The 25,628-nt window shown below is 71.7% G+C and carries 8 protein-coding genes; all 8 read right to left on the bottom strand.

All coding sequences use genetic code 11. The features are described 5' to 3' along the window. Positions 1 to 121: 121 nt before the first annotated feature. The 8 genes from QMK30_RS19905 to QMK30_RS19870 all read right to left on the bottom strand — a co-directional run bounded on the left by QMK30_RS19905 (position 122) and on the right by QMK30_RS19870 (position 25,618). Complete coding sequence (locus tag QMK30_RS19905) at positions 122 to 712, bottom strand: flavin reductase family protein (protein WP_349362086.1); 591 nt, start codon at positions 710 to 712, stop codon at positions 122 to 124. Positions 713 to 799: 87 nt separating this feature from the next. Next, positions 800 to 1,585: a thioesterase II family protein gene (locus tag QMK30_RS19900; RefSeq protein WP_283519635.1), complete on the bottom strand. Its 786-nt coding sequence runs from the start codon at positions 1,583 to 1,585 to the stop codon at positions 800 to 802. Next, positions 1,582 to 4,059 (bottom strand): beta-ketoacyl synthase N-terminal-like domain-containing protein, encoded by a 2,478-nt coding sequence (locus QMK30_RS19895; protein WP_283519634.1) that lies wholly within the window; start codon positions 4,057 to 4,059, stop codon positions 1,582 to 1,584. Before QMK30_RS19895 ends, QMK30_RS19900 begins: the two co-directional genes overlap by 4 nt. After that, positions 4,056 to 13,142 (bottom strand): type I polyketide synthase, encoded by a 9,087-nt coding sequence (locus QMK30_RS19890; protein ID WP_283519633.1) that lies wholly within the window; start codon positions 13,140 to 13,142, stop codon positions 4,056 to 4,058. The genes QMK30_RS19895 and QMK30_RS19890 overlap by 4 nt, the downstream gene beginning before the upstream one ends. Before the next feature lie 56 nt (positions 13,143 to 13,198). Continuing rightward, positions 13,199 to 19,507: a type I polyketide synthase gene (locus tag QMK30_RS19885; protein WP_283519632.1), complete on the bottom strand. Its 6,309-nt coding sequence runs from the start codon at positions 19,505 to 19,507 to the stop codon at positions 13,199 to 13,201. Positions 19,508 to 19,754: 247 nt separating this feature from the next. Then, positions 19,755 to 21,398 (bottom strand): NAD(P)/FAD-dependent oxidoreductase, encoded by a 1,644-nt coding sequence (locus QMK30_RS19880; RefSeq protein WP_283519631.1) that lies wholly within the window; start codon positions 21,396 to 21,398, stop codon positions 19,755 to 19,757. Between the two features lie 75 nt (positions 21,399 to 21,473). Next, positions 21,474 to 24,275 (bottom strand): AAA family ATPase, encoded by a 2,802-nt coding sequence (locus tag QMK30_RS19875; RefSeq protein WP_283519630.1) that lies wholly within the window; start codon positions 24,273 to 24,275, stop codon positions 21,474 to 21,476. Between the two features lie 107 nt (positions 24,276 to 24,382). Further along, positions 24,383 to 25,618 (bottom strand): cation:proton antiporter domain-containing protein, encoded by a 1,236-nt coding sequence (locus QMK30_RS19870; protein ID WP_283519629.1) that lies wholly within the window; start codon positions 25,616 to 25,618, stop codon positions 24,383 to 24,385. Positions 25,619 to 25,628 lie beyond the last annotated feature (10 nt).

Here is a 25,628-nt window from a genome sequence, read left to right as displayed (position 1 = left end):
TTCCCCCCTCGTTCCGGTGGTGTGCCTGGCCGTTTCAAGAAATCCCGGGCCGTTTCAAGAAACCCTGGTCCGTATCAAAAAACCCCGGGCCGCTTCAGGATTGTGAGAGGTGTCAGGAGTGTCAGGAGATGAAGTCGTACGACAGGAGGTCGTCGGTCTCCGGCCAGGTGGCGAAGCGGCAGAGCCCGTAGAGCAGGGGGTATTGGTCGCCCCCGAGGCGGCTGACGGCCATGACTCCGCCCATGATGACGACGTGGTCGCCGACTTCGTGGTGGGCGGTGACCGAGCAGTCGGCGATGGTGTGGGCCGCTTCCAGCAGGTGTGGGCCGGCGGCAGGTGCCTGTGCGTGCCACGACACCCGGTCGAACCGGTCGGGTGCTCCGGAGGCGAAGAGTTCGGCGGTGGTCCGGGCCCTCAGGTGCAGCAGGTTGACCGCGAACGACCCGCTTTCCAGGACGGCGTCGAGGGTGGGGCTGCCCGTGCGCATGCAGACCAGGAGGACGGGCGGGTCCAGGGAGACGCTGCACAGAGAGGTCAGGGTCATCCCGCGGGGGATGCCGTCGGCACCGCAGGTGGTCACGACGGTGACGCCGGTGGGGAACCCCGACATCAGAGAGCGGAAGTCTGTTGGCTGCTCACGTGGCACTGCCGAGAGGGCCCCGGAGACGGGCGGGCCGGCCAGTTGGTGTGCCGGGTGCTGTTCTGACGTCATGCCGTGTCCTCCTGGCAGGTTGGTCGATCGGGTGGGGTCCCGCAGCGGAGCGCCTACATAAGGCGCTCCGCTGCGGCACTGGTCGTGTCAGGTACCGGGTGCGGCGGCTTCGAGTCGGCCCAGGGCGTGTTGGATCTCGGAGGCCAGTACTGCGGTGAACGCGGGGAATGTCTCTCCGAAGAAGTGGAAGTGCCCGCCGTCGAAGACCTGTTGACGCAATCCCATGGTGGTTTCGCGGCCCCAGGCGGAGGCTCCGGACGGTGCGGCCATCGCGTCGTCGGTGGAGGCGAAGACGGTGAGCGGGCAGGTGAGCGGCTGCCGCTGCGGATCGGGCCGGTAGGAGTCCAGGGCCCGCAGGTCGGCGCGGATGAGCTTGATGAACCGGTCCCGGAACTCGGGCAGTTCGTCCAGCCGGGCGGGCAGCCCGCCCAGGCGGGCCAGTCGGCGGGCCAGCTCCACGTCGGAGAGGCTGGGGTCGAGCAGCCGGTTGGCGGGCTGGAGTACGGGCGCCTGCCGACCGGAGACGCCGACCCACACCGGGGCGGCACCCTGGGCCTGCAGGGACCGCGCCGCTTCGAAGGCGATCACCGCACCGAGGCTGTGGCCGAAGATCGCGGTCGGGGTGGCGTCGGAGACGGCCAGGATGTCGTCCGTGACCCGGGCGACCACGGAGGTCATGTCCACCAGCGGGTCGGAGGTGTGCCGTCGGCCGCGCCCCGGCAGGTCGAGCAGAAGTAGTTCCCAGGTGGGCGGCAGGGAGCGGGACATGGGGTAGTACACGTTTCCCGAACCACCCGCGTGCGGCACCACGACGAGGCGCAGCGTGGGGGTGTCGACGGTGCGTGCCCTGGTGAATGCGTCGGCGGCGCTCATCGACCTGCCCCCCGCTGGCTCGCCTCTGCGGTCGCGCCGGTGCCCTCGCCGGCGCCCTTGGCCCGCCGCTTCGCCTCGGCGGTCGCGCCGATGCTCTCGGCGAGTTTCCCCATAAGGTCGCGCAGCGGCATGTCCAAGGAGAGCTGGTCGGCGGTGATGCCCACCTCGTAGCGTGCCTCGACTCGGGTGATGAACAGGGTGGACAGGAAGGAGTCCCCGCCCAGGTCCAGGAACGAATTTTCCGGGTCGATCTCATCGGCCTGCAGTACGTCCTGCAACTGGGCCAGCAGATAGTCGACGAGGCCGTCCTGGTCGAGGGTGAGGGGCGCGAGGATGCTCTGCGGGTCGCCCTGTGGCTGCCCGGCCCCTTCGTCGGACGCGGCGGGTTCGTCGATCCAGTGGCGCTTGCCCTGGAACGGGTACGTGGGCAGGTCGCCCGCGAAGCGGGTACCGGGAGCGCTCAGGGCGTCGAGGCGCAGGTCCGCTCCGGTGAGGAAGAGGGCGCCCAGCGCGGCTTGGAGCAGGACCGGCGCGGTGTCCGGGTGCTCGTTGGCCAGCGGCAGCGTGTGGCGGACGCCGGCCGCCTCCCACCCGATCTCGGCGAGTACCCCGGTGGCGCTCTCCTCCCGGCGGTGCAACTGCACGCGGAGCCCGAAGTGTTGCAGCAGGGACCGCCACCGTGGCCCCGGACCATCGCCGCCCAGTACTTCGGTCAGCGCCGGGAAGGCGCTGCCCAGGGCGGCCAGCGCGGCCTCGAGCCGTTGCCCCTCGCCGGTGACGTCAAGGGTGACGGACAGCGGTGCCGCCAGGGTGGGTGCGGGCGCCCTGGGCGGGGTGGCGCGCAGGGCTTCGGCCAGTTCGCCCGCCGTGGATCCCGTGACGGCGATCCGATGGGCGAAGGGGGCCCGTCCGGCGCGCAGGGTGTGGCAGACGCCGGGCAGTGCGGCGGCGTCCGCCTGATCCAGGTGCCGGGCGACCTGCTGGGCGAGCCGGGTGAGGGCGTCGGCGTCCTTGGCGGAGAGGGTGAGCAGTTCGGGTCGTACGACCGCCTCGCTCGTCCCGGCTGTGGGCTCGTAGGCCTCCAGGACGGCGTGGACGTTGACGCCGCTCATGCCGAAGGAGTTGATCCCCACTACGCGGCGCGGCAGTTGGGCGGGCCAGGGCTGGTTCTGTCGGGGGACGGTGAACTTCATCCGGTCCCACGGAATGTGTGCGTTGAGCTCCCCGTCGTCGGGTGCGGCGGCCGCCGGGATGACTCCGTGCTGGAGCATCAGGACCGTCTTCATCACGGCGGCGATCCCCGAGGCGCCTTCGAGGTGCCCGAGCCTGGACTTGACGCTGCCGATCGACAGCGGCGTACCGCGGCCCCGTACTGCCTTGCCCAGCACTCCGTCCAGGGCGCCGATCTCGATCGGGTCGCCGAGCACGGTCCCGGTGCCGTGGGCCTCCACGAAGCCCACCTCGGCCGGGTCGATCCGCGCGTCCGCCAGCGCGGTCCGGATCACTTCCTGCTGGGCGGGGCCGTTGGGCGCGGTGAGGCCGGATGCGGCGCCGTCGTGGTTGACGGCGGAGCCCCGGATGACCGCCAGCACCGGGCGGCCCTCGCGTTCGGCGTCATCGAGGCGCATCAGGGCCACGACCCCGACTCCTTCACCTCGCCCGTAGCCGTCCGCGGAGGCGAGGAAGGACTTGGAGCGGCCGTCCGCCGACAGTGCCCTGGTCTGGCAGAGCGCGACCATCAGGGTGGCGGAGAGCAACAGGTTGGCGCCGCCGGCCAGGGCGTAGCGGCACTCGCGGTTGCGCAGCCCCTGGATCGCCAGGTGCAGGGTGGTCATGGAGGAGGAGCAGGCCGTCTCCACGCCCATCACCGGGCCGGAGAAACCCAGCAGGTGGCTGACCCGTCCGGCGCCGAAGCTCAGTCCGCCGCCGGTGACGTAGTACGGGTCGATGCGCGAGAGGTCGGCGCGGTCCTCGTTCCGCTCGCTGTATTCGGAGGTCATCATGCCGAGGTAGATCCCGACATTGAGCCGGTCCGCGCGACGGACCGCGACACCGGCACGCTCCAGCGCCTCCCACGATGTCTCGAGGAGCATCCGCTGCTGGGGGTCGAGGAGCTTGGCCTCTCGCTTGGAGATGCCGAAGAAGTCGGCGTCGAAGTGGGCTATCTCGTCGAGGAATCCGGCGTGTTGGACGTAGGAGCGTCCGGCCCGGCCGGGTACCGGGTCATAGGCGACCCGCAGGCCGGGGCGGTCCTCGGGAATCCCGGCTCGGGCACTGTCGGTGCCGAGGAGGAACTCCCAGTACTGCTCAGGGGTGTTGATGGCGGGCGGGAGGCGCAGGCCCATGCCCACCACGGCCACGGGGGCGTGCCGCTCGTCCTCCAACTCGCCGATCCTGGCGCGGAGTCGGTGGGAGAGCCTGAGCTGGTCCTCCATCAGAGTCCGGATGCTGTCGGGGTTCATGGCGTCACTCATGGCCTGCCGTCTCCTTTCTGGGCCGAGACATCGCTCTCGACAGCCCGGATGAGGTCTTCGAAGGACAGCTCGGTGAGGTCCTCCTGGGGTGCTGCGGCTGCGGGGCGCTGCGGTGCGGCCGGGGTCGGGGCGGGGTCGGGCTCCTCCTCGTACAGCAGGCCGAGGATGTGCGTCGCGATCCGCGGGATGGTCGGGTGGTCGAGTGCGACGGTGGCCAGGAGGTCGATCCCCAGGGCGTGGGAGAGCCGGGTCCGCAGATCGATCACCATGATCGAGTCGAGGCCCATGTCACCGAAGGTGATCTCGTTGTCGACCGGCTCCGGGGCGCCGAGCGTCTCGGCGGTGGCATCCCGGATGAACTGCTGGAGTGCGTCGCTGCGGGCCTGTGCGCTCAGGGCGTCGAGGCCTCCGCCGCTCCTCTTGAGCCAGCCGCGCGGCCGCCCGCCCGGCTGCGCCGCCTTGCCGGTCCGGCCCGCGGTGTCCGCGAGATCCGTGAGCAGGGCCGCACGGGGGTGGTCCCCGAGTTGTGCGGTGAACCGGTCGGCGGTCACATCGACCGCCACCAGCCTCGCGGGGCCGTCGGTGAGGGCCGTTAGCAGCAGCGGCTGCGCCGACTCGTCGGTGAGCGAGCCGATTCCGAGCCTGTCCGCGGCACGGCGTACGGCCTCGGCGGCTGCCAGCCCGCCCCTGGCCTGCGGAATCCACGGGCCCCAGGCGATGCTGGTGGCCGGGATCCCCTCGGCGCGCAGAGTGTCGGCCAGGCCGGACAGAAAGCCGTTGGCGGCTGCGTAGTTGGCCTGCCCGGCCGAGCCGAGCACGCTGGAGGCCGAGGAGAACAGCACGAAGGCGTCCAGGGTGTGGCCACGCAGGGCCGCTGCGAGTCGGGTCGCGCCCAGGGCCTTGGCCGCGAAGACCCGTTCGAGGGCCGGGCGGTCCACGCGGATGAAGGCCCGGTCGTCGGTGGTTCCCGCCAGGTGCAGGACCGTACGCAGCGATGCGTGGGAGCCGGCCTCGGCGACGGCCCGCGCGCAGTCCGCTGGGTCGGTGACATCGCCTTGGACGATGCTCACGCGGGTGCCGGTGGCGACGAGTTCGTCGATGATCTGCTGGGTCTGCGGGTCCGGGGCCGACCGTGCCATCAGGGTGATCGCGGGGCAGCCCTGTCGGGCGAGCATCGCCGCCGAGCTGAGGCCGAGTGCCCCGAGCCCGCCGGTGATCAGAGCGGCGCCGGTGTCGTGTGCCGGGGCGGTGGCGGGCGCGAGGTGGCCGCTGTACGGAGCGAGCCGTGCCACCTGAACGCCCTGACCGCCGACCTTGAGCCGGGGCTCGGCAAGGCCGTCGCCCAGTGCCCGGTCCAGGGCGCCGACCAGGCCCTCGCCGTCCCATCCGGCGGCGAGGGTGACCCGCAGGAGACGCCGGTCGGTTTCCTCGGCCTCCAGGGAGGCGAGCATTCCCCAGAGCGTCTCGCGGACGGGGGCCTGCGCGGGGTCGTCGGCGCCGAGCACGGCGTAGGGGATGTCCGGGGATGCCGTCTGGAGGGTCCGGGTGAGGGTCAGTGCCGCGTCGAGGGCGGTCTCCGCTTCTGCCGGTGCGTCTGCGGCCGGGTGGAAGCGGGCGTCGACGATCAGGTCGGCCGCCACGGTGGCGAAGTCGTCCTCGGCGAGGGCCGTCATCCGGTGCCCCAGCTCCTCACCGGCTTTGTACACCTCCCGGCCTGCCGAGGTGTCGGCCCCGACGACCGCGATGTGGTGCGTACGGTCCCTTCCGCTCGCGGCGGCCGGCTCGGGCCGGTCCGCCCAGGTCAGGCTGTACGCGTGCCAGGTGCCCTGCCGCAGGGACGACTGCAGCAGCGCCTTGGAGGCAAGGCGGAAGCGGAAGCCGTCCATCGCGAGGATCGTCGTGCCGTCCTCGTCGAAGATCTGCAGGTCGGCGGTGTCCACCTGGTGGAAACCTGCCTCAGGCACCTCTCGTAGCGCCGCATGCACGTGGCCCCACAGGGGCCGACCGGGGACGGGCCGGCCCGGGAAGGACACCCGGGCGGCGGCGAAGGGGATCACCAGGGCGTCTTCCTGGTCCTGCGGCTCCGGGTCCTCCTCGTGCACCGCGAAACTGACGGAACTCTGCAGCAGGGAGTCGAACAGCCCCGGGTGGATCTGGTATCCCGCCGGGTCCTCGTTCATCTCCTGCGGCCAGTCGAACCGGATCAGCGCCTCGTTTCCGCGAATCCATGCGTCCCCGACCCAGCTGAAGGACGGGCCGAGGAGGTAGCCGATCCCGCGCAGGTAGCGGTAGAAGGCCTCACCGCTGAGGTGACGGTCGGCGCCGGCGATGAACGCGTCGGTGTCCGGCGCCATCCTGTCGCCAACCGGGTCGGCGCCGGGCAGCCGGGCGGTCAGGTGCTCCTGCCACTGGCCGCGTTCCGGGTCGAGCAGGCTCTGGACACTGACCGTGCGGGTGCCGTGGTCGGCCTCACCCTCGATGACCTGGAGTTCGTAGCGCTCGCCGTCGTGGAGCACAAGAGCGCGGGGGAAGTGCAGGTCTTCCAGCACCACGGGTTCGCCGGCGCTGCCGAGCGCCGACAGGACGGTGGCCGTCTGTGACGCGCCTGCGACCTGAACGGTGCCGAAGAGGCGGTGGTCGTCGAGGTGCGGAGGGTAGACGGTGCTGCGCTCGGTGACGAACACGCGGCCCTTGACGGCCGGCGAGCGCAACTCGGTCCCCCACGGCGGCCCCACGGGTGCACTGGGCTGTGCCTGACTCACCGCAGGTACGCCGGTGGGGGTGCTCTGCGCAGGGCTGGGGCGCCAGTGGGTGGTGGCGGCGAAGGGGTAGAGCGGCGCTGCGCTCCTCGCCGTGCGGCGCGGCGCCTGGACGGCCCGCCAGTCGATTTTCTGGCCCTGTTCGTAGAGGGCTTTCACGGCCGCGAGCACAGCCGCGCGGTCGCCGGAGCCTCGGTACAGCGACGGCACGACGCCGCCGTCCGGGGCGAGCCCGGCCGCGCGCACCAGGTTCACCAGGGTGCGGTCGGGGCCGATCTCCAGGCAGATGTCGATGTCCTGGGCGCTCAACTGCCGGGCCCCGTCGTGGAAGCGCACGGGGTTGCGGGCGTGGCGCACCCAGTACTCGGCGTCGATGGTGGTGGGTCCTGCGAGCTGTCCGGTCAGGTTGGATACCAGCGGCACCTGTGGCGGGCCGAACTCCAACGGCTGCAGTGCGGTGCGCAGTTCATCGAGTACGGGGTCGAGCAGTCGGGAGTGGAAGGCGTGCGAGACGCCGAGTCGGATGTTGCGTACGCCCTCGTCACCCAGCTTTACCATCAGCCGGTCGATCTCGGCGGGATCCCCGGAAACCACCGTGGCGGTGGGGGTGTTGACCGCGGCGATGTCCAGCTCCATGCCGGCGATCCAGCCGAGCACCTGCTCCTCGGCGGCCACGACGGCGAGCATGGCACCGCGTTCGGTGCCTTGCATGAGGTCGGCCCGCCGGGCGATCAGCAGGAGTCCCGTCTTGAGGTCCATGACTCCCGCGTGGACGGCGGCGGCGACCTCGCCGACGCTGTGGCCCATCACCAGGTCGGGGGTGACGCCCCAGGACTCCCACAGGGCGGCGAGGGCCAACTCCATTGCGAACAGAGCCGGTTGGGTCACCCGCGTCTCGTTGATGGCGTTCGGGTCGGTGCCGTGCAGGGTCAGCTCGACCAGTGAGCCGCCCAGGGCGGGGGCGAGTTCACGGTCGCAGGCGTCGAAGACGTCGCGGAAGACCGGCTCGGTCTCGTACAGGTCGCGGCCCATGCCGAAGCGTTGGCTGCCCTGGCCCGAGAAGAGGAACGCGATACGCGGCGCTCGGACCGGCTGCTTCGGGAGCGGCGCGGCCAGCTGCGTGATGAGCTTGTCGCGGGTCGCTCCGAGCAGCACCTGACGGTGGGGGAAGTGGCTGCGGCCCGCGGTGGCGGTGGCGGCCAAACCGGCCAGCTCCTCGTCGGCCGCACCGCGCAGGCGCTCGCCCCAGGCCTCGGAGAGGCGGGCGAGACCTTCGGAATCAGGGGCCGACAGCGGCAGGATGTGGGTGGCTCCGGCCTGCTCGCCGCTTGTGACGGCGGGATTGCCGGCCGGGGCCTCGGCGAGCACGATGTGGGCGTTGGTGCCGGTCAGTCCGAAACCGGAGACGCCGGCCACACGGGGCTTGATGCCTGTACGCCAGGGGGTCGGGGTGGCGACCACCCGGACGTTCATTTCGGGCCAGTCCACATGCGGGTTGGGTTCGCTGAAGTGGAGGTTGGCCGGGATGAGATCGTGTCTCAAAGCCAGGATGGTCTTGATGAGCGCCGCCATTCCCGCGGCGGACTCGCAGTGCCCGATGTTGCTCTTCACCGAGCCGACCTGAAGCGGTTCCCCGGGCCTGCGTCCGGGCCCGAGGACCTTCCAGGCGGCGCCGAGCTCGATCGGGTCGCCGAGTGAGGTTCCCGTACCGTGCGCCTCCAGGTACGAGACGTCCGCACCGTTGACGGAGGCGTCGGCCAGTGCGTCGGTGAGCAGCGTCTGCTGGGCCAGGCCGCTGGGCGCGGTGAGCCCGGAGGACGCGCCGTCCTGGTTCACCGCGGTTCCGCGGACCACCGCGAGCACCTGGTCGCCGTCGCGCTGTGCGTCGCTGAGCCGCTTGAGCACCAGGACTCCGCACCCCTCGGCGCGGACGAAGCCGTTGGCGTCGGCGGAGAACGTACGGCAGCGGCCTTCGGGCGACAGCATGTGGGCGCGGCTGGCCGAGACGGAGGCCAGAGGGTCGAGGATGACGTTGACCCCTCCGACGAGTACGGCGTCGGACTCGCCGGAGCGCAGGGAGCGGACCCCCAGGTGGAGGGCGACCAGGGATGAGGAGCAGGCGGTGTCCACGGCCATCGCGGGGCCGCTGAGGCCGAGGCTGTAGGCGAGTCGCCCGGCGGCCGCGTTGAGCGAGGTGCCGGTGCTGTAGTAGGCGTCGACGTGCTCGGAGCCCGACTCGGCGAGCAGCCGCGCGTAGTCCGCGTAACTGATGCCGACGAAGACTCCGGTCCGGGAGTGCTTGAGTGAGTGCGGGGAGATCCCGCCGCTCTCCAGGGCGTGCCAGGCCGATTCCAGGAGCAGCCGCTGCTGGGGGTCGAGGTTCTCGGCCTCGCGGGCCGGGATGCCGAAGAACGCGGCGTCGAAGCGGGCGATGTTGTTGAGGAAGCCGCCCTGGTCGGTGGTGATCCTGGGCGGTTCGCCGTCCTCGCCGTGGAAGGCGGCCTTGTCGTAGCGGCCGTCGGGGACGGGGCCGATGGGGTCGCTGCCGTCGCGCAGCAGGTCCCAGAGTTCGTCCACCGAGTCGGACTGGGGGAAGCGGCCGGCCATGCCGACGATCGCGATGGGTTCGCGTTCGCCGTCCTGGGCCGGGCTCTGGGCGGCGGGGGCCGTCATGCCGGTGAGTGCGGCCGGGTGCGACTGCGGGGTATCGGCGGCAACGGGGAGTGCCTGTGGCGCCGGGTCCGCGCTCAGCAGGTGCTGCGCGATCCGGGCCACGGTCGGGTGGTTGAAGACGTCGGCGGCGAGCACGGCGACCCCGAACGCCTGGGAGAGCCGGGCCACCAGGTCCACCGTCATGATGGAGTCAAGACCGAGGTCGAAGAAGCCGGTGTCGTCGCCGATGGCCTTTGCACTGTCGTGCCCGAGCTGGGCCGCGACTATGCGGGCGACATGGCCGCGGGCGGCGCCGGCCCGCGCGCGCTCCGGCAGGGCCGTCAGCTCCGCGGCGATGGACGGCTCCCGTGGGATGTCGCTCACCTGGGCCGGGGCGCCGTCCGCCGTCGGGGCGCCGGCGAACAGGCCGCGGCGCCGGATGCGGGACATGACCGGCAGGAACCGGGTCAGGTCGAGCGGGCAGACGATCAGGTGGCCCGAGCCGTCGGAGGCCTGCCCGGTCAGGGCCGCCCGGCCGGCCGCGGCGTTCAGGGCTCCCACCCCGACGCGTGCGAATGTGTCGCGGGACGCGGAGTCGGCCATGCCCGAGTCGCCGAGGTCCCACGGCCCGTAGGCCAGGCTGACGGCCGGCAGGCCGAGCGACGTACGGTGCGCGGCGAGGGCGTCGAGGCCGCCGTTGGCCGCCGCGTACGCGGCGCAGCGCTCGGTGCCCCACACCGCGGACACCGAGGACACGGTCACGAAGAAGTCGAGTGCCCAGTCCAGGGAGGCCTGGTGCAGCAGCCAGGCTCCGGCGAACTTGCCGCGCAGCGAAGCCGCGAACTCCTCAACACCGGCTTCCTTGGCGGGAGTTCGCTCCAGCGTCCCCGCCGCGTGAAGGACACCACGTACGGGCGGCAGGTCGGCGAGGGCGACCTGCACGGCCTCCATCGCCTCGGCGGTGTCGCAGCCGCCGCCGCGATAGACCACCTGGACGCCATTGTCGGTCAGCTCCCGCAGCAACGCGGATGCAGGGGCGCCGAGCTCGGCCTCGGGCCTGCGGCCGATGAGCAGCAGATGCCGGGCGCCGCGGGCCACCAGTTCGGAGGTCAGCTCACGGCCGACGCCGCCCAGACCGCCGGTCACGAGGTACGTGGCCTCCTCGCGCACCTCGAGAGTGCCGGCCGGGGCGGTGCTCGTCCGCAGCCGCGCGACCTTGAGCCCGTCGGCGCGGACGGCAGCAAGGTCCTCCAGCAGGGAGGTTCCGTCGGCAGGGACCGCCCCCTCGGAGGCCACGAAGGCGAGCAGGGTGTCGAGTTCCTGTTCCGCGGGTGCGTCGGTGAGGTCGACGATCCCGCCCCAGGCCGGGCCGAATTCGAGGCCGAGCACCGGCGCGAGCCCCGGGAGCAGGCCGTGGTCGGTGGCCGCGACCTGCTCTTCGGGGTTGCTGCGGCAGGCGGAGCGGGTGAGGGCGAAGGCGCGGTGGGCGCGGCCGCTTTCGGCGAGGGCGGCGACCGCCGTGGTCACCGTCGCGCACAGCCGGGCGCCCGCTTCGGCCGGGTCGGTGGCCGGTGTCCCGTCCTGGGCGACCGGCAGAGCTGTGGCCCGCAGGGCGAGAAGCAGCGGGGTGGATCCGGAGGTGGTGTCGGCTGCCCAGAAGCGGGCCCAGTCGGTGGCGTCACTGGGCAGGGTGACGTGTCGCCAGCCCTCCGGCAGTGCCGTCACCGGGTGCGGCGCCAGGACGGTACCGCGCAGGCCGATTCCGGCGGCGCGGTCGGTCAGCCCGGTGAGCAGCGCCTGGTCGTCCCCCGCGAGGAGAAGCTCGCCGCCGGGGGTGGCGGTGCGCGGCTGCGCGGCCTCCCACACCACCGCGTGGTGGGTGGGCAGTTGCGGCGTCTCGGCAGCGGGGGCGGGCGCGAGCTGCTCGGGGGCGAAGCGTCGGCGCTGCCAGGGGTAGGCGGGCAGGTCGAGCAGGCGGCGCGGCAGTGCGGCGACGAGGTCGTCGCCCGCACTTTCCCGGCCCTGGGTGAGGGTGATCTGCGGCGAGGGCTCACCGGCGGCGAGCGTGCGCAGCGCCGCGGCGGCGGTGGCCGGGTCCGCGGCCGCGATCCGGGCCCCGGCCTCCAGCCGGGAGCGGCCGGCCGTGGCGGTGTAGGCGAACGCCGCGTAGTCGGCGGGGTCGATGGCGGCGAGATGCTCGGCGTACTGCGCGGCGCGGGCGCGGAGGGCTTCGGGTGTCTTCGCGGAGAGCTCGAACCCGGCAACGTCGGCCGGGGTCTGCTCACCCCGCCGGTCGACGGGCACCTCGTCGGGGTGCAGTGGACCGACGATGGCGTGGGCGTTGGTGCCGCTCATGCCGAAGGAGCTCACGGAGGCGCAGTCGCCCGATTCGGCCGACCAGTCCTGGAGGGTGCCGGGCACGAGCATGCCGGTGCCGGACAGATCGATGCGCGGGTTGAGGGTGCGGAAGTGCACCACCGGGGGGACCTGGCGCCTGCTCACGCAGAGCATCGCCTTGATCAGCCCGGCGATGCCCGCCATGCCTTCCAGGTGGCCGAAGTTGGTCTTGACGGCGCCGACCGGGAGGGGGGCGCCGCCGTTGCGCCGCCCCAGTGCGGTGGCGATCGCCTCCATCTCGATGGGGTCGCCGAGTGCGGTGCCGGTGCCGTGGGTCTCGGCGTAGCCGACGTCCGACGGCTGAAGTCCCGCGTCGGCGAGGGCCGTCTCGATCAGCGACACCTGGGCCAGCACATTGGGGGCGGTGAACCCGCTGGAGCGGCCGTCCTGGTTGACGGCGGTGCCGCGGATCACGCCGAGCACCTGGTCGCCGTCGCGCAGGGCGTGGTCGAGGCGCTTGAGGAGTACGGCCCCGATGCCCTCCCCGCGGGTGAATCCGTTGGCCCGTGCGTCGAACGTCTTGCACAGGCCGTCGGGAGACAGCGAACGGGTCTCCTGGACCAGCTTCATGGTCCGGGGGGACATGATGAGGTTGGCGCCGGCGGCGAAGGCGATCTCGCAGTCCCCGCGCCGCAGGGCCTGCACCGCGAGGTGGACGGCGACGAGCGAGGACGAGCAGGCCGTGTCGACCGTCATGGCCGGTCCGGTCAGTCCCAGTGCGTACGCGATGCGCCCCGCGGCGAAGTTGTGGCCGTTGCCCGTGGCCCAGTAGGCGTCCGGCTCGCCCTCGCACCACTCGCGGTAGTCCTGCCACATGACCCCGAGGTAGAGGCCGGTACGGGCGGCGGCCAGCGTGTCGGAGGGCACTCCGGCGTGCTCCATGGCCTCCCAGGCCACTTCGAGCAGGAGCCGGTGCTGGGGGTCCAGGTGCCGGGCCTCGCGGGGGCTGATGCCGAAGAACGCGGCGTCGAAGTCGAGCACTTCGTCGAGGAATCCGCCGCGTTGCGGCAGGCCCTCCCACTCCTTGGCGAAGGGGCCCTTGCGGCTGTGCGGCATGGGCCGCACCCCGTCCCGGCCCTCGGCGAGCGCCGCCCAGTAGCCGTCGAGGTCCTCGATGCCCCCGGGCAGCCGCAGTCCCGCACCGATCACCGCGACGGGCTGGCTGCCCTGCTCGGCGCCCAGTTGCCGGCGCAGTGTGCGAATGGTGTCCAGAGCCCTGGTCAGCGGGGTCTGCTTGCCTCCCCCGGAGGCAAGTGTCGCTTCCAACGAGTCCATCGGGGTTCCTTGCGGTAGAGGGCCGGGGTGCGTCGGGCGGTCGGTCGGGCCGGCCATTACCGCACCTCGTCCGTCGGGGTGATCTGGGCGAGCAGGGCGCCGGAGAGTGCCTGCAGGGTTCCGTAGGTCCACAGGAGGGTCGGCGACAGACGCAGCCCGAAGGCCGCCTCCAGCCGGTTGCGCAGTTCGAGGCTCATCAGCGAGTCGAGGCCCAGGGAGTCGAACAGGGCGGCGCGGTCGAGCCGTTCCGGGGCGAGGCGCAGCACCCGGGCGGCAAGCTCCCGTACCTTCGCCTCGACCAGGGCGGGGCGGTCCTGCGGCGGGGTCTGGTGCAACGCGGTCAGGAAGGCGCTGCCCGAGACGGCGGCGCTGTCCTCCTTGAGGGCGGCGTACAGCTCGCTCCAGGCGCTGAGGGAGACGGTGTTGGGGTAGGCGTCGAACCACCGGCGTGTGTTGACGGGGACGTACCCGACCACCGGCTGGTCCTGGCCGAGCAGCCGGACGAGCGCCGTCCAGGCCTCCTCGACGGAGAAGCTCTCCAGGCCGCGCTCCCCCAGGCGGGCGCCCGCCTGCGCGTCCTTCGCCGCGAGACCGATGCCCGCGAACGGGCCCCACTGCACGCTGAGGGCCGGCAGCCCGCGCATCCGGCGGGACTCGGCGAAGGCGTCCAGATAGGCGTTGGCCGCCGAGTAAGCCGCCTGGCCCGGGTTGCCCACCAGGGTTGCCGCGGAGGAGAACATCACGAAGAGGTCCAGCGGGTCCTGGGCGGTGACCGCGTCCAGGTTGCGTACGCCCTCCACCTTGGGCTGGAGCACCTTGGCGATCTGACGCGGTGTGACATTGGCGATCGTGGCATCGGCCACCACACCGGCCGCGTGCACCACCCCACGCAGCGGCGCCAACCCGCCGTCGCGCAGGCCCTGGAGCGCCTGGCGCAGGGCGGAGCGGTCGGCGATGTCGCAGCGCAGGATCTCGACGCCAGTGCCCTGTGCGCGCAGCGTGGTGATGCGCTCCATGGCCTCGGTGCTCGGTGCCGAGCGGCCGACGAGGACGAGGGTGCCGGCGCCGTGGGCGGCCAGGTACTCGGCCAGGGACAGGCCGAGCGCGCCCAGTCCGCCGGTGATGAGGTAGCTCGCGTCGGCGCGGAAGCGGCCGCCCGGCATCGGCTCGGGCGCGACGTGGTCGACGCCCTGGAGCCCGGTGAGCACGAGCCGCGCCAGATCGTGATCGTGGGTGAGATCCGCGGTCGTCCCGGCCGGCGCCAAGCAGTCGTAGGTCCGTACAGGCAAAGGGGTGAGTCGGCCCGCGGCGGCCAGGGCCCAGACCGCCGCGAGCAGGCGGGCGAATGTCTCGGGCTTGCGTTCCCGCAGCCCGTCCAGGTCGACGGAGCTGACGCTGATCCCCTTGCGGGGGACCTCGCGGCCGGGGAACGGCTGGGTGGTTTTTTCCCCTGCGTCGGCGATCTCCACGAATCGGCCGTCGAGCGCGAGCAGTTCGAGGGCCGATGCTGCGGCGGGACCGGTCTGCGGCCCCAGGACGATGTCGGCACCGCGGCCGTCGGTGGCCTCACGTACGGCGGCCGGCCAGCCCAAGTCCTTTACGTCAAGCACCAGTTCGGCGCCCGCCTCGATCAGCAGTGCATGCTGCTTCGGACCCATCGCCGCGACGACGACGGGTCGGGCGCCCTGACCCCGCACGATCTGGACGGCCGCCAGGCCGTCCGCGAGGGAGGGCGAGTGGATCAGTACCGTCTCGCCTGCGGCGAGCCGTCCCACCTCCGTCAGCGCGTACCAGGCCGCCACCGTCGGCAGCGACAGCGCCGCAGCCTCCGCGTCCCCGAACCGCTCGGGGATCCGCAGGACATGGGTGGCCACCGCGACGGTGTGGCTGGCGAGTGCACCGGCGGCCACCGCGACCACGCGGTCGCCGATGTGCAGGGCGGAGACGTCAGGGCCCACGGCGGTGATCCGGCCGACGCATTCGCGGCCGATCCGCAGGGACCCGCCGACTGCCAGTTCATCCGCGTCGGCGGAGGACAGTGCGCCCGCGGTCACCTCGATCTCGACCTCGCCGGGGCCGGGCGCGGTGCGTACCAGCGGAAGGAACTCCGCCGTCGTACGTCCGGGGTGCCGGGCGGCGCCGATCCGGAAGGGCTGCTTTCCCGTACGCCACCCGGGCAAGGGCGTGACGGCATCGCCGTCGACGGCGCCCCGGGTGATGCGGGCGGCCAGCTGCCGTCCGTGGCGCAGGGCCAGCTGGTCCGCTCCCCCGGTGGCCAGGATCGCCGCCGCGCAGGCCCCGGCCCAGTCCTGGGCGGAGGCGTCCACATCGATGAGGCGGGGCTCCAGCTCGGAGTGCTCGCGCTGCGCGACACGTCCGTAGCCCCAGTAGAGCGCGGCGCCCGGGTCGGGGACCTCGTCGCCGCCGGCCAGCTGGGCCCGGTCGGTGATCACGGTCAGCCGGGGCAGGGTGGCCAGGCCCGAGCAGGCCCGGATGACGGCGGTGAGATGGCCCAGGCCCCGCTGCTGCGCGTCGGCGCCGGCCGAGGAGCGCGGCGCCACGAACACCACACCAGCGGCGTCGGAGACATCACCCAACGGCTCCGCCGTGCAGGCGTCGGCCCCGAGGTGGCGGACCTGCGCACCGGTCGCGGACAGCGCGTCGGCGAGGGTCTGGGCCATGGCGTCGGTGCCACCGCAGACGATCCATTGCCCGGCGGGCGCGGCCGACGCAGGTTGCGCCGGGATCTCGGTCCAGCGGATACGGTGCAGCCGGTCCGCGTCGGCGTCGCGCCCCGCGTTGCTGGGCAATGGCTGGAGCAGCAGGCCCTCCATCACCAGCAGCGCGCGATGGTCGGCGTCGAAGAGCCGTACGTCCAGGGTGCCGTCCGCGTTGCGCAGGACATGGGACCAGAGGCGTTCGACGGGCTCCGGTGGGGTGGTAAGCAGGTGGACGGCGCGCACGGCCGTCGGCATCAGTGCTTCCCGCCCCTGGTTGAGCGCCAGGCCGACCTGCAGCGCGGCGTCCCAGAGGGCCGGGTGCAGGACATCCGGGCGGGCAGCCGCCCGGAGTTTCCCGCCGAGCCGCACCTCGCCCAGGGCTTCGTCCAGGGAGGGGTGGCTGTACAGGCTCTGTACGCCCTGGAAGGCCGGCCCGTAGACCTGGCCGCGTTCGGCGCCCTGGCTGTAGAAGGCCTCGATGTCGGCGGATTCCAGTGCGGTGGCCCAGCCGGGGAACTCGGGTGCGGGCAGGGCGGCTTGGCCTTGGTCCGCGTGCGCCGTGGCGATGACGTCCCATGCGGCGGCCCCCGGGGACAGGGACAGCAGTCGCGTGTCGCCCCCGCCGCCCGGGGCGTCCTGCCACTCGGTGGTGAACCGCACGGGGTCCTGGCCGAGTGTCACCTCCTTACGGAAGGCGATGCCGGACAGTCGGCGCGGCAGCGCGCCAGTGCGGGCCAGTGCGGTATTGAGTACGAGGACCAGCATTCCGGCCGCCGGCAGCACAGGGGTGTCGTACAGCTTGTGGTCGCCGAGCCAGGGCTGGTCGTCCAGGGACAGCTCCAGCGCGCCCTGCCAGACGCCGGACCGGCCGGGCGCCGGAGCGAGGGGGGCTTCGAATCCCTGCGAGGCCCCGGTGGTGCGGCGGGGGCCGTCGGCGGGCCAGAAACTCTCCCGCTCCAGGGGATATCCGGGCACGGGGAAGTGGCTGTCGTGGGGCAGTGCGCCGAAGGGCTCCAGGCCGGTCGTGTAGCTGCGGGCCAGGGCCTGGGCGAAGTCGCGGACGCCGCCCTGCTCCCGGCGCAGGGTGGTCAGTACGGCGGGTGTTTCCGGGCGTGTGGCCGCGAGCTGCTCCAGGGACGGGGAGATCACCGGGTGCGGGCTGATCTCCACCACGTGGGTGACTCCGCTGTCGAACAGTTCCGTCATGGAGGTGACGAACTCGATGGGCCTGCACAGGTTCTGGACCCAGTAGTCCGCGTCGAGTTCGGTACCCACCACCAGTCGGGCATGCACCGTCGACATGACCGGGGTCGTCCCGGCCATCGGCTGGATGGGGGCCAGCGCGGACATGAGGTCGTCCCTGAGCTCTTCCATCCCGGCGCTGTGCGAGGCGTAGTCGATGTTGACCAGGCCGCAGTAGGTGCCGTCGGCCTCCAGCAGCTCCTTCAGGGCCAGGATGTACTCCTTGTCCCCGGAGAGCACCGAGGAGTTGGGCCCGTTGTGGGCGGCGAAGGACACCAGGCCTTCGAAGCCCTCCATCGCCTCCATGGCGGCCTCGCGGTCGAGATCGACCGCGAGCATGAGCCCGCGCCCGGAGACCCGGTCGGCAATGAGGGTGCCGCGGCGGGCCAGGATCAGCGCCGCGTCGTCGTACGAGAGGACACCGGCGAAGGTGGCCGCGGTGATCTCGCCCTGGCTGGTGCCGAGTACGACGTCGGGGGTCACACCGGACGACGTCCACAACTCCGCCAGACCCAGGGACATGGCCCACAGTGCGGGCTGGAGCACATCGGTGCGCCGCGTCCAGGTCTCGGCGATGCCACTCGTCGCGGTGGCGTGGTCAGCATCGGTGGCGTCGTCGGCATCGGCCGCGTCGTTGCCGAAGATGTCGATCAGGTCCCAGTCGATGTGCGGCGAGAGTGCCTTGGCGCAGCGGTCGACGACGGAGGCGAACAGCGGGCTGTCGCGGTAGAGCTCCCGGCCCATGTCCCGCCACTGCGAGCCCTGGCCGGGGAAGATGAAGGCGGTCCTGCCGCGCGTTGTCGCCCGTCCGGTGACCACACCGGCAGCCTCGGCGCCCTCGGCCTGCGATCCGCTGAACGCATCGAGTGTGGTGCGCAGCTCGTGTACGTCACCGGCCACGAAGGCAGCCCGGTGGGCGAAGTGGTCGCGGCGCCAGGCGAGCGCCCCGGCCACGTCGTGGGTGTCGGTCTGCCTGACGGCGAGCTCGTTGGACAGTTGCGCGGCCCGGCGGGCCAGCAGGGGTGCGCGCTGAGCGGAGAGGGCGACAACCGCAGGCAGGCCGATGTCGGCCGTCGGCCGGTACTGGTGACGGGTGGCTTCGGCCGCCACCGGAGGCGGGCTGGCCACGACGATGTGGGCGTTGGTGCCGCCCCAGCCGAAGGAGTTCACCCCGAGGTAGACGGGCCCCTCGGCGGGGAGCTGCAGGGGCTCGCGCACCACGCTGAGGTTCAACTCGTCGAAGGGGATGTCGGGATTGAGCTCCTCGGCGTGCAGGGTCGGGGGCACGACGCGGTGGCGCAGCGAGAGCAGTACCTTGACTAGCCCTGCCAGGCCCGAACTGCCCTCCAGGTGACCGATGTTGGTCTTGAGGGAGCCGATCGGGAGCGGATCGCCGGCGGGCCGTGCGCGGCCCAGGACTGCGCCGAGCGCGCCGGCTTCGGTCGGGTCGCCGCGCTTGGTGCCGGTGCCGTGCGCCTCGACGTACGACAGGGCCGCGGCCGGTACCGTCGTCCTGCGGTAGCTGCGGCGCAGCAGGTCCTCCTGGCCTTCCTGGCTCGGGCTGACGATGCTGTAGCCACCGCCGTCGTTGTTGGTCAGGGTGTTGACCAGCACCCCATGGACGCGGTCGCCGTCCGCATGGGCCCGGCTCAGCGTCTTCAGATACACCGCGACGACGCCCTCACCGCGGACGAAGCCGTTGGCGGACTTGGCGAAGGACGCGCACCGGCCGTCGGGCGACAGCCCGCCGAAGTGGGTCAGGCCGACGCTGACGTGCGGGTCCATCATCAGGTTGGTGCTGCCGACGATCGCGGCCTCGATGTCGCCGTGGCGCAGCGCGCGGGCGGCCAGGTCGAGCCCGACGAGCCCGGAGGAGCAACCGGTGTCCACGGCCAGGCTCGGGCCGCGCAGCTTCATGAAGTACGAGAGCCGGTTGGCGAGGATGTCGCGGCCGGCTCCGACCAGGGTGTGGGAGGTGTGCCGGGCGCCGCGCGCCTTGCGCAGCAGCTCGTAGTCGTGCCAGACGGTGGCCACGTACACACCGGTGCGGCTGCCCGCGAGGTCGGCGACGCGCTGGCCCGCGTCCTCCATGGCCCGCCACCCCACTTCAAGGAGCAGGCGCTGCTGGGGGTCCATGGCGGCGGCCTCGCGGGGGGACACTCCGAAGAATCCGGCGTCGAAGAGGTCGATGTCGTCCAGGAACCCGCCGAAGGCGGGGATACGCAGCTGCGGGTCAAGCTGGGCCGAGCTGTCCCAGCGGGCGGGTGGCACGCTCTGGATCGCCTCTTGGCGGTCCATCATGAGCGTCCACAGGCTGTCGATGTCCGGGGCCCCGGGAAACCGGCCGGCCATGCCGACGACGGCGATCGAGTCCGCGGGGTCAAGCAGTGCATGCGCGTTCATTCGCTGCCTTCTCATCCTGGAGGAGTTGACCGGTCCCGGTCGTGCACTCGGGGTCTGCAGGTAACTCCCCGGACCTCTACAGCCGCTTTTCACAGCCGGATATCCGCGGTTCACCTGCACTTGAGACTATGAGCCGGTCGTCCCCGGGGAAACCCCCTGCCTCATCGGGCGGCGAGTTTCCCCGGGTCCCCCTCAAGGAGAGATAGGGGTGGGGCTGCCCGGGGGTGCCCAGGCGCTTCCGGGGTGTTTACCTTCCGGCCCGCAACCGCTGACGCACAAGACCCTTACTCGCGTTGATCATGCGCTTTCCGATTTCCGGCGGGGCGTCATTGCGGCACCAGCGGGCATTCATCGCCATCTTGCCCGGCGACATGGCGAAGCACCGGGTGTCGCGCTCACCAAATTTGAAGGACGGGGCGATGAAGTCCGCGTCACGGATGTGCGTGAGGATCTTTCGTGCCGCGTCGCCGGGTTGTTCGCCGCCTGCCTCGACGGCACGGCACAACTCGCGGGTCATCTTGCCCATTTCGTTGAAACCGGAGCTGACGGGGAGCGGGGATCCCGGGTGCCCGTGCGTCTCCAGCTCACGGAATACGGCGTCGTTTCCGGTGCGCTCGAACCGGTAGTACGCATCTTCCAGCATGACGTTGCCGAGCATGGTGCCCAGCATCCAGGTCCGGTTCACCGCATTCCACAGCTCGTAGTCGCGGAAGCCCACGAACGAGCTGTAGACGATGTCGTCGTGGAAGTCGAACAGGCCCTGCTGGAGCTCTTCCAGGTAGCCGAAACGCTCCAGGGACCAGTCCCCGTCCTTGGAGGCCTCGATGATGCGCCAGCCCAGGGCGTTGACGAGTTCGAGGGTGTTGGTCAGGCCGCGGGAGTACAGGGCGTCGATGAAGCCCGACGCGTGGGAGGTGAGGCAGTAGCGCTCGCCGACGACCTGCTTCGTCGAGTACTGGAGCCGGCCGGTGGACACCCAGGGGCGTACCGGCTTGGCGTTGCGGAACTGGTGGGCGATCTCCGGGAACCGCCGCAGGAACTCGTCGAACTCCTGCTGGGGAGTCTCCTCGCCCTTGGGGAAGACCCGGGGGTCCAGCGTGAGACCCACGCTGCACAGCGGGTTGAGGGACTCGGAGTGGTTGTCGAAGGGGATGACCCACAGCCAGCCGCCGTCGAACACATGGTGAAGCGTGCCGTTGTGCCAGGGGTTGGGCTGGTCGTGGTTCCGGGCGGCAGGCGACTTGTCGAAGGCCTCCACTCCGGTCATGTGCGTGAACAGGCAGCGCGAGTTGGTCCGGGCGCGGGTGGGTGTCTCGCGCAGGTCGAACTTGTCGGCCAGCGGTGAGCGGAAACCACTTCCGTCGACCACATAGCTGGCGCGGAATTCCTCACCGCTGTCGGTACGCAGGACGGCGCCCGTTTCGGGGTCCACCTCTATGTCGACGATCCTGGTGTTCAGGCGCGGGACGGCGCCGTATTTCACGGCGACATGGAAGAGGTACGCGTCGATGTCCTGGCGGAACAGATGGGTTTCCGTACGCAGGATGGACGGCACCACCAACTGGTTGATCTCCTGGGCGTTCTGGGCCCGGCCCTCGCGGTGGTAGACGAATCCGAAGTTCTGCTTCTGCCCGCAGTTCCGCGACACCTTGTCGCGAATTCCCTTGAAGCTCGACAGGGCCCGGAGCTCCGGCACTTGGTAGCGGTCGGCGACCAGCCGCGTCATGCCCGAGGTGTAGGGAATCGTCGACTCGCCCACAGCGAACCGCGGATGCGTTCCGGCGTCCAGCAACAGCACCTTGACGCCGTTTCGGGCCAGGACCGCTCCGAGCATCCCACCTGCCATACCGCTGCCGAGAATCGCGACATCGTACTGGTCTTTACGAGCCATGGTCTTCCTCTTCCTCTCAATCCATCAATCGCTCAAGGTCGTCGAATCCGTGGGTGAACCTGCCGGGACAATGCGTCAGCCCGCGGCCGCCTCAATGACCGCGCGCTGCGGAAGGTCGCCGCGCGTACGCACACCCAATTTCCGGAATATCCGGGTGAGGTGCTGCTCCACCGTGCTGACGGTGATTCCCAGGCGATCGGATATCTCCCGGTTGGTATGGCCTCGGGCCGCCAGGTCGACGACGCGCTGCTCCGCCGGGCTCAGCAGATGGAAGGCCCGCTCCACCGTCTGGCGGTCCGCGCGTGCAGATCCGATCGGTACGGGCCGGGCCGCGCGCAGTTCCTCCCCGAAACCTGTTGTGCCGCATTCCTGGGCCAGCCCGGCGGCCCGGCCCAGGAGCGCCTCGGCCCGGTCGAATCGGCCGGCCCGTATGTGCGTGGTGCTCAAGTCGGCCAGGGCATGAGCCAGTTGCAGCTGGTCGCCGCACTCCTCCAGGATCCCCACGGCAGCCGTCAGCAGGCTGCCGCGCTGCGCAGGCCGGCTCGCCGCGGCCAGGGTCCGCAGCGAGATGCCCCGGGTGCGCGAGAGCCCCTCGCCGGCCAGCGCGATCTGCTCGCGGGCCAGCGCCAGCGCACCCGCGGTGTCGCCCAGAGCGAGCTGCGCGCGAGCGGCGCCGGATCGCCACGCGATGAGCGTCGGCTGATCCAGCCCCCACCGCCCCATCACCGCACCGCAGTTGAGGAAGTCGTCGAGGGCCGCCTGGGGCTGGCCGGTCGCCAGGTAGTGGCTGGCGCGCGCGTGCAGGTAGTACAGGCCGAACCGACTGTGGAACATGCCTGCGGGGAGGGCGACTTCCAGGTATTCCGCCGCAGCTGCATGATCACCGATGTCGGTGTTGGCCTGGATAAGGTTGGCCAGGGGGCCACCGATGCACACCCCCCAGCTCTCGGCCTGCACCTGCGCCAGGGCGGCCTCGGCGAGCTCGCGCGCGAGCACCGGCCTGCCCTGGCGCAGGGCGATCCCCGCGCGCAGCGAGGAGAACTCGGCGATCCACAGGGGGACGCGTCGGCTGCGCGACTGCGCCAGCCAGTGGTCGCACCAGTCGGCGGCCTCCTTGATGCGGTCCGCGAACAGGAGGGCCGACACCGCGCAGGTGAGCCACTCGTGGGTGTTCCTGCCCAGCCGCATGGCGCGCATGGAGGCCTGCGCGGCGGCGACGGCCTCGGGTCCTGGCCCGTGCCGCAGCACGTCGGAGAGCGCGGCCGCCCCCCTGCTGCGCGGATCGCTGGGGAGTGGCGCCTGCTGTCGCGCCGATGCCGGGCGGGCGCTGTTGCTGGGGACGAGCGCCGGGTAGGTGGCGGAGAGGAGCTCGCGGGTGGCGCGTGCCTCGGCTGCGGCGATCGGATCGGGTTCGTCGCCGGTGCGGGTGATCCGGTCGATGGCATCGGCGGCTTCGTCGTACTTGCCGTGCCACAGCAGATACTTCGCCAGCATCAGGGAGTAGTGGGCGGGCAGCCGCCCCTCGCGCACCGCCACGGCCAGCTCCACGAGGTGGCGGGCGCCGACCGACGGGTCAAGGACCCAGGCCGTGCCGGCGAGCAGCGCCTTGATGCGCAGGCGCTGCGGTTCCTCGGCGCACACGCGCAGGGCCGCCTCGAGGCAGCCCTGCGCCTCGGCCGGCCTGCTGGCCACCAGATGCCGTTCGGCGGCTTCCTGCAACTGGGCCACGGCCCAGGGGAATCCGGAGGGCTCGGCGGCCGCGAGCAGGTGGCGTGCCACTTCCACCGCCGGCGCGCCCTCGTCGTACAGGAGGGCTGCGGCGCGCCGGTGCAGTGCGGAGCCTTCCTGACCGGTGAGGCCTCCGAGCGCGGCGCTGCGCAGGGCCGGGTGGCGTGGGCGGCCTTCGGCGAGCAGGCCCGCGGTGTCCAGCGCCTTCATCCCGCGGGCCAGTACGGCGCCCTCCACATCCGCGAGCTGCGCGACCAGCTCCGGTGGCGCGCTGTCGTCGTGCAGGACGGCCAGCGCCTGGGCGATGCGCAGCAGGGCCGGCCAGCCGCGGTGCAGGCAGCCTGTCGCGGCGTCGAGGTAGGCGTCACCGACCGCCGGGTGCGGGCCTGCGCCGTCGGCCCCGAGGTGGCGGGTGTCCTCCGCGAGCGCCCTGACAAGGAGCGGGTTGCCGCCGCTGACGGCGTGGCAGCCGGGCGCCAGAACCTGCGCGACGGCGGCGAGGCCGTGCTGGGAAAGGATGGTGGCGACCCCGGCCGGGGAGAGCCGGTCGAGCGTGATGGGCCGGTATCCGGGCTGGCGCAGCAGTTCGGCGTGCAGCCTCGGGTCGGCGGGCCGCGAGAGCGTGCACTCGGTCATCGCGAGGGTGATCCGGGTGGTGGGCAGTCTGCGGAGCATGAGCAGCATCCAGTGGACCGACAGCGCGTCCATGAACTGCACGTCGTCCACGCACAGCAGCAGCGGAGCGGCCTGTGCGCTGCGCTCGACGGCGTCGCACAACCGCTGGAGACTCCGGGAGGTTTCCGGTTCGAGAGCGGACGGACCGAGTTCCGCCACTGAGCCCGCTGTGCTCTGCCCGATTGACTGCGCCGACAGGTCCGCCAGGGCCTCGCGGTCATGGAGCGGAAGGTCCACGTTGCGCAGCAGTTGGCCGAGTACGGCGCCGGGCAACTGCCGCTCGGCCAGGGAGCCCGCCGCGCCGTGGACCTCGAAGCCCTGCGCGGTGGCGCGGGCCGCGACCTCGGCCAGGAACGACGTTTTGCCGCATCCGATGCCGCCGGCGATGAGTGTGACGTGGCCGCCGCTGTTGGTGCTCTGGCGGAGCATGTCCGCCAGTACCGACAGCTCCCGGTCGCGTTCGACCAAGCGCATGATCTGTCCCCCCATGGTGTCCCGCTGACATTCCCGGTGGACCGGCGGGCCTCTGGACCAATGGCCAGGTGGACCAATGGGCCAGGTGGACCGGCGGCCCGGTGGCCCTACAACGGCACGTCGGTGCGCTCCCTGGCCGGCGCCGGTTCGGGAGTGGTCGCGGCCCCGGCCACCGCACCGGCTTCGGCCTCCGCCTCGACCGCCTTGGGCCGGATGCGCGTCAGCAGGGGGCCCGTCATCACGGTGGTGACCACGGCCATGACCACCATCAACGAGTACAGCGGGCCGTCCAGCAGCCCCAGCTTGAGTCCCACCCCGAGGATGACCAGCTCGGTCAGACCACGGGTGTTCATCAGTGCTGCGAGCGTCGCCGCGTCCCGTCGCGGCAGCTTCTGCGACCTGGCGCCGAGGTAGGTGCCACCGAACTTGCCCAGTACGGCCACGAGCAGGATCAGTCCCAGCTCAAGCAGTCCGGACAGGCCGATCCCGCTCAGGTTGACCTGGAATCCGGCGACCACGAAGTAGACGGGCAGCAACAGTGAGGTCAGGTGCCCGGTGCGGTCGTGGATGTCGGCCCTCAGCGCGTCGGCGCCCTTCCTCGGTACGACAAGTCCGAAGAGGAAGGCTCCGAAGATGTGGTGCATGCCCATGGCCTCGGTGGCCGCGGCCGACAGCAGGGCGCCGACCACAACCACGGCGTACTTGAGCGCGGTGGCCGGCGCGGGCTTGCCCTCGGGTGTGAGGAAGTGGCTCAGGAGCGGCCGCACGACGAACAGCATGACGGCGAGGTAGGGCAGGATCAGGGCGACCAGCCAGTTGCTTCCCCCGGCGCCCACCGATGCGTTGACCCCGGCGAGTGCCGCCCAGGCCGCGACGTCGACGAAGGCCGCCGTGGTCAGGGCGATCGCGCCGATGGCGGTGCGGCTCAGTCCGCGATCCGTGAGGATGCGGGCGAGTACGGGGAAGGCCGTGACCGATACGGCCAGGCCGATGAAGACCACGAACGCCCCCTTGTTCGGGGTCTCGTGGCGGGAGAGCAGGATGAAGGCCAGGCCGATACCCAGGACGAACGGCACGATCGTCGAGCCGATCGCCGATGCGACGGTGACCCGCCCGTTGCCCTTGAGCGTGCCGGCCTCGATCTCCAGACCGATGGCGAACATGAACAGGGCAACACCCAGGTTGGCGATCCCGATCAGCATCGGGCGCACTTCCTCGGGGAAGAGCAGCTCGCTCATCGCCCCGTCGAGCAGCGTGGGGCCGAGGAGGACTCCCGCGAGGATCTCACCGACGACCGGTGGCTGCTGGATCCGCGTCGCCAGGTATCCAAGTCCGCGCGCCATGATGAGAATA

The organism is Streptomyces sp. H27-C3 (assembly GCF_030063415.1).
In the GTDB taxonomy this organism is placed as follows: Bacteria; Actinomycetota; Actinomycetes; order Streptomycetales; family Streptomycetaceae; genus Streptomyces.
This window is presented reverse-complemented; position numbering and strand designations above follow the sequence as displayed.

Bases quoted from the DNA above. Each gene is read 5' to 3' on its own strand.
- QMK30_RS19905 (WP_349362086.1), bottom strand. From the start codon at position 712: ATGACGTCAGAACAGCACCCGGCACACCAACTGGCCGGCCCGCCCGTC.
- QMK30_RS19900 (WP_283519635.1), bottom strand. From the start codon at position 1,585: ATGAGCGCCGCCGACGCATTCACCAGGGCACGCACCGTCGACACCCCC.
- QMK30_RS19895 (WP_283519634.1), bottom strand. From the start codon at position 4,059: ATGAGTGACGCCATGAACCCCGACAGCATCCGGACTCTGATGGAGGAC.
- QMK30_RS19890 (WP_283519633.1), bottom strand. From the start codon at position 13,142: ATGGACTCGTTGGAAGCGACACTTGCCTCCGGGGGAGGCAAGCAGACC.
- QMK30_RS19885 (WP_283519632.1), bottom strand. From the start codon at position 19,507: ATGAACGCGCATGCACTGCTTGACCCCGCGGACTCGATCGCCGTCGTC.
- QMK30_RS19880 (WP_283519631.1), bottom strand. From the start codon at position 21,398: ATGGCTCGTAAAGACCAGTACGATGTCGCGATTCTCGGCAGCGGTATG.
- QMK30_RS19875 (WP_283519630.1), bottom strand. From the start codon at position 24,275: ATGCGCTTGGTCGAACGCGACCGGGAGCTGTCGGTACTGGCGGACATG.
- QMK30_RS19870 (WP_283519629.1), bottom strand. From the start codon at position 25,618: ATGGCGCGCGGACTTGGATACCTGGCGACGCGGATCCAGCAGCCACCG.